Origin of the sequence: Vibrio sp. M260118 (genome assembly GCF_036533755.1) — a bacterium.
In the GTDB taxonomy this organism is placed as follows: Bacteria; Pseudomonadota; Gammaproteobacteria; order Enterobacterales; family Vibrionaceae; genus Vibrio.
Genome location: NZ_JATABG010000304.1, coordinates 1 through 4430 on the forward strand (window position 1 = coordinate 1; position 4430 = coordinate 4430).

Here is a 4430-nt window from a genome sequence, read left to right on the forward strand (position 1 = left end):
TGTGATTAAAAGAGAGTATGACTCACTTAAGCGCGAGGTTGATACCAACGCAAAACTGTACGATTTGTTTTTAAACCGCCAAAAAGAAACGTCTGCAACCAGTGATTTTAGTTCTTCTAATGCTCGTTTTAGTGACTATGCGATAACACCGGAGTTTCCTGCTAAGCCAAACAAAAAGCTTATAGTAGCTTTATCATTCGTGGCAAGCATGGGTTTTGCCGTTGTGATTGTTATTTGTCTTGATGCGTTTAATAACACCATTGAAACGGCCAGAGACTTTGAAAATAAGCTTGGGCTTTTGCCTACTGGTACAATTCCCCTTGTTAAAGACAGAAAATCCAAGAAAGCCCCAATTGACTCAGGATCTTTCAGCAGCGAAAAGTTTGTTTTGTTCCATGAGGCAGTTGATTCTGTACGTACCTCTTTACTATTGAATCTTCACAACTCACAGCGCAAGGTTTTGGCGGTATCATCTTCCGTACCGGGTGAAGGGAAAACTACCACTTCAATTGCTCTAGCGAACTCATTCGCTAAGCTAGAAAAAGTACTACTTATTGATTGTGATTTACGTAAGCCATCCATTGCACCAAGGTTTGGCTTATCAAACAGCCAGCCAGGTCTGACCAATGTTCTTTTAATGAACGCTACCATTGAAGACACCATTGTAACTATAGGTGAATCCAACCTCGATGTCTTATGCGCCGGTATGTTAACCGCCAATCCACAAGAGCTTTTAAGTGGCAATAAGTTTGAGAAACTGCTTACTCACCTAGAAAGTAAATATGATCGCGTCATTATAGATACTTCACCTATTTTACCTGTAAAAGATGCGTTCATTGTAGGTAAGTTAGCCAGAGGGGTTCTTTTGGTGCTTAAAGCGAATAGCACCACCAAGTCAGTTTACAAGCACACTATGACACTGTTTGGTAAGCATGAGATTAATGTTGATGGCGTTGTGTTGAATCAGGTCCTCGCAACGAAAAAAGGATCTCATACTTATTCGAATTATTCACAACACGCATATGGAAATAATTAAGAACCAAGTAGTGTACTCAAAGGCTGAAGTACTTAGTGTTTTTCGTGCCTAACCCTGACAAAGACATCGTGATGAATTTTTACATTGCTGAGCTATAAAAATACGCGGCCAACTATATGTTATCGACAAAAACTAGCTTTATGAATGGAATGGTTTAACTTTGCAGTGCGGTTAGACTCGGGGGTTGGAATGGTGCGAGAAGGCCTTTATTAAGACTCTTGTAGCTGCTATCCATCTGTTTGTTCTGGATGTGGTTACGATACACCATGTTTCTTTAAAGACGTACAAACATTAGCTCGTTTTATTGAAGCTATCTGATACAAATCAGATATTTAGAAAGCATGTCAATCAGTACAAAACAGGATAAGAATTTATTTGAACATAATACTGAGCACTTTAACATTAATCTAAACGGGAAAATTATTGCGCTTTGGGAGCCTGTCACTTAAACCTTCTTTGTGCGGCAGTCGCAAAGGAGAAAGCTTATAACTCAGACAAAATGGCGGAAACGCAGCGTATTTTTGGTAATAGAGCTGATCTAACGCTAATGGGTACCAAAGAGCAGGCTTCAAAGGTGATGAAGCATTTGCTATTTGTAGCGAGTGGCAAAACCTTAGTACATCTGACGTCGAGCACAATAGAGAAGAGTTAGATGAGGCCGATATTTTTGATGGGTGTGACTTATTCGAACCAAGTGTCATGAAACAAGTAGTCTTTGCTTAACGTTCTATTGGCCGCTAATTAAATTGAGATTTATGTATGAAAGTATTGTTAGTTGGAAATCATAGTTGTTCTAATCGTGGAGATGCAGCTATTACTCGTGGCCTTTTAGAATTTTTTAATGGGTCAGACGATGATATCAAGGTCTATTCAAGGTATCCAATAGGGGCTTCGAATATACTTGGAATTAAGGTAATTGATGATCTTACTAAAGCATCAACCGTTAGAAAAAGCTTTACTTCAAAGATCGTAAATAAAATCTGTTGGAAATTAAATGCCGATCCAGTTGTTTTATTAATGGTCAGTGCATTCTATTTGCCTTTTTTGAAGATTTATTTGCCGAATAGTATAAAGTCTATGATGAATGACATGGAAAAATGCGACCGAGTAATTCAAGTGGGCGGGTCTTTTTTTGTTGATTTATATGGTCTTGCCCAATACAGGCTAATGCTTTGTGCAATATTGACAGGAAAGCCTGTTTATTTGGTTGGGCATAGTTTGGGCCCATTTAATGGTTGGTTGTACAAAAAAATATCTGGGTGGTGCTTTAGCAAAGCTAAAGGAATTATCATTAGGGATGAAGCAAGCAAAGACGAGGTAGAAAAAGTATTTCCTAACCTTGATTTTGTGATGGGGGCTGATACTGCCTGGCTGGTAAAATCTAAATCACAGAGTATTAAAAATAATACGGTTGCAATGACCGCAAGACATTTAGCTCCTTTTGATAAACGTTTGGGTATTTCTCAAGATGAGTATGAAGAAAAGATGGCTGCGCTTTGTGAATATTTAATAGAGCTTGGATTGAAGGTTAATTTTTACTCAACTTGTACATCGTTTGATGGTTATCATAATGATGACCGAATTGTAGCAAACTCAATTAGAGATAAAGTCAAAGGTGATAAGAGAGAGCTTGTTACTGTAGTTATGGATGAGCTTGATGATGTTCAGTTAGGTGAAGAGTTTGCAAAATGCAAACTTACTATTGGAACTAGATTGCATAGCTGTATCATTTCAATGAATTTCGGAACGCCAGCTATAGCAATTGGGTATGAGCATAAGTCGAAAGGGTTGTACTCTTCAATGAAATTGGATGACTATATTATTGACTTGGAGGGTTTTAATCTCAATGAGCTAAAGGATATGGCGATTAAGTTAATCGATAATATAGATGAGAACAACCATATTTATAGCGATGCTGTTATAGAACAAAGAGTTTCAGCGACCCGAGCAATCAACAAGCTACTGAATAATAAAATGGAATTTTAAGAGTGTTAAAAGGGATTGGCTCTACATTTTTCGCTTCTGGTTATGTTGCGCTTACTCAAGTTGCTCTACTTGCCTTCTCTGCTAGATACCTATCTAGTGTTGAACTAGGTTGGGTTTCAATAGGTAGTGCAATATTGGCTTTCTCCAATGTATTTATAGACTCAGGGATAGGAACTTATATTATCTATAGGCGAAATCTAAAAAGGAAAGAGCTGAACTCCCTTTTGTTATGCAGTATGTTTCTTTCAATGCTAGCATACTTGCTTATAGTTGTTCTTTCTGAACCTATTGAAATCTTCTTTGATTCGTCGGGACTGTCTGAAATATTACATTTATATGCTTTATTACTACTTCTTTCACCATTTATGTCTCAATTTCAAGCTCTACTAGTTCTTGAGCAAAAGCTTACAGTATTAGGTGTAATTGATGTGATTACGAAGACTGTTGGAGTTTTATTATCTGTAATGTTGTTAGCGTTTGACTTTGGTGTTAGCGCAATAATATCAGGTTTGCTTACATCTATGTTGCTTAAATCAATAATGATGCAGTTCTCCCTGAAAGATGAATTTAAGGCAAAGTTTAGTGGCTTAGATTGGAGTGTTGTACCTATGGCGTTTCAATATTGTAAATATCAGATAGGTGGTCAGTTACTAAATTTTGCTCGCATGTACATTGATACAATAATTATTGGCAAAATGTTCGACATGTCGCAGTTGGGTCTTTATTCTTTAGCTAAAGAACTAGTAGGAAAAATACCAGCTTTACTAAGTCCAATATACGGTAAGACCATATTCCCAGTAATGACAAGGATAAAAGAAGATGTATCTTTAAGATCTATACTATATAAGGGAGTTAACTTACTAGTAACTTATATTAATGCGGTGGTTTTCTCAAGTGTTGCTCTTTTTGCTGATATAATAGTAACAGTTTTATATGGAGAGAGCGAAAATATTGTAAAATATATTCAAATTCTATGCGTATTTTTCATGGTTAGAGGTTGTGGCGTTATTAACGGTTTCTTTCTACAATCTTTAGGAAAAGTTCGACGTGAGTTTTTTTGGAATTTATTTTCATCAATATTTTTTTCTGCGGGTATCTATACTTTTTCAATGTACGGGATGAGTACTATGCTATGGGGTATGGTGGGAGTTCAGACACTGTTTTTGTCCCTTTCTTTTATTGTTTTTCACTATCCAAACTACCCTGTAAATATTTTAAATTATTTTTGTTCTACGTTAACTCTTATTGCATCTGGTTGCTTCGTAGTTATTGTGGTTTTATTTTATGATCACAGGTTAAATGTTGAATTGTCAATTATTTCTACTCTTTTAACTGTGATATCTTTGTCTATTTTGGTCTTTAGTCTCGTGGGTGGAAGAAAATCTTTGTATTCACTACGTGACATTTA

At 36.5% G+C, this 4430-nt stretch carries 3 protein-coding genes; all 3 read left to right on the forward strand.

Features of this window, described 5'->3' with window-relative positions; translation table 11 throughout:
- The coding region (locus QTO00_RS15445; protein ID WP_331425581.1) for a polysaccharide biosynthesis tyrosine autokinase at positions 1-1036 on the forward strand (1036 nt) is incomplete at its 5' end.
- Between the two features lie 759 nt (positions 1037-1795).
- On the forward strand, positions 1796-3022 hold the full coding sequence (locus QTO00_RS15450) for a polysaccharide pyruvyl transferase family protein (RefSeq protein ID WP_331425582.1): 1227 nt from the start codon (positions 1796-1798) through the stop codon (positions 3020-3022).
- 2 nt (positions 3023-3024) lie between these two features.
- A partial coding sequence (locus QTO00_RS15455) for an oligosaccharide flippase family protein (protein WP_331425583.1) occupies positions 3025-4430 on the forward strand: 1406 nt, incomplete at its 3' end.

Excerpts from the sequence above, each read along its gene's own strand:
- QTO00_RS15450 (WP_331425582.1), top strand. The coding sequence starts at position 1,796 with ATGAAAGTATTGTTAGTTGGAAATCATAGTTGTTCTAATCGTGGAGAT.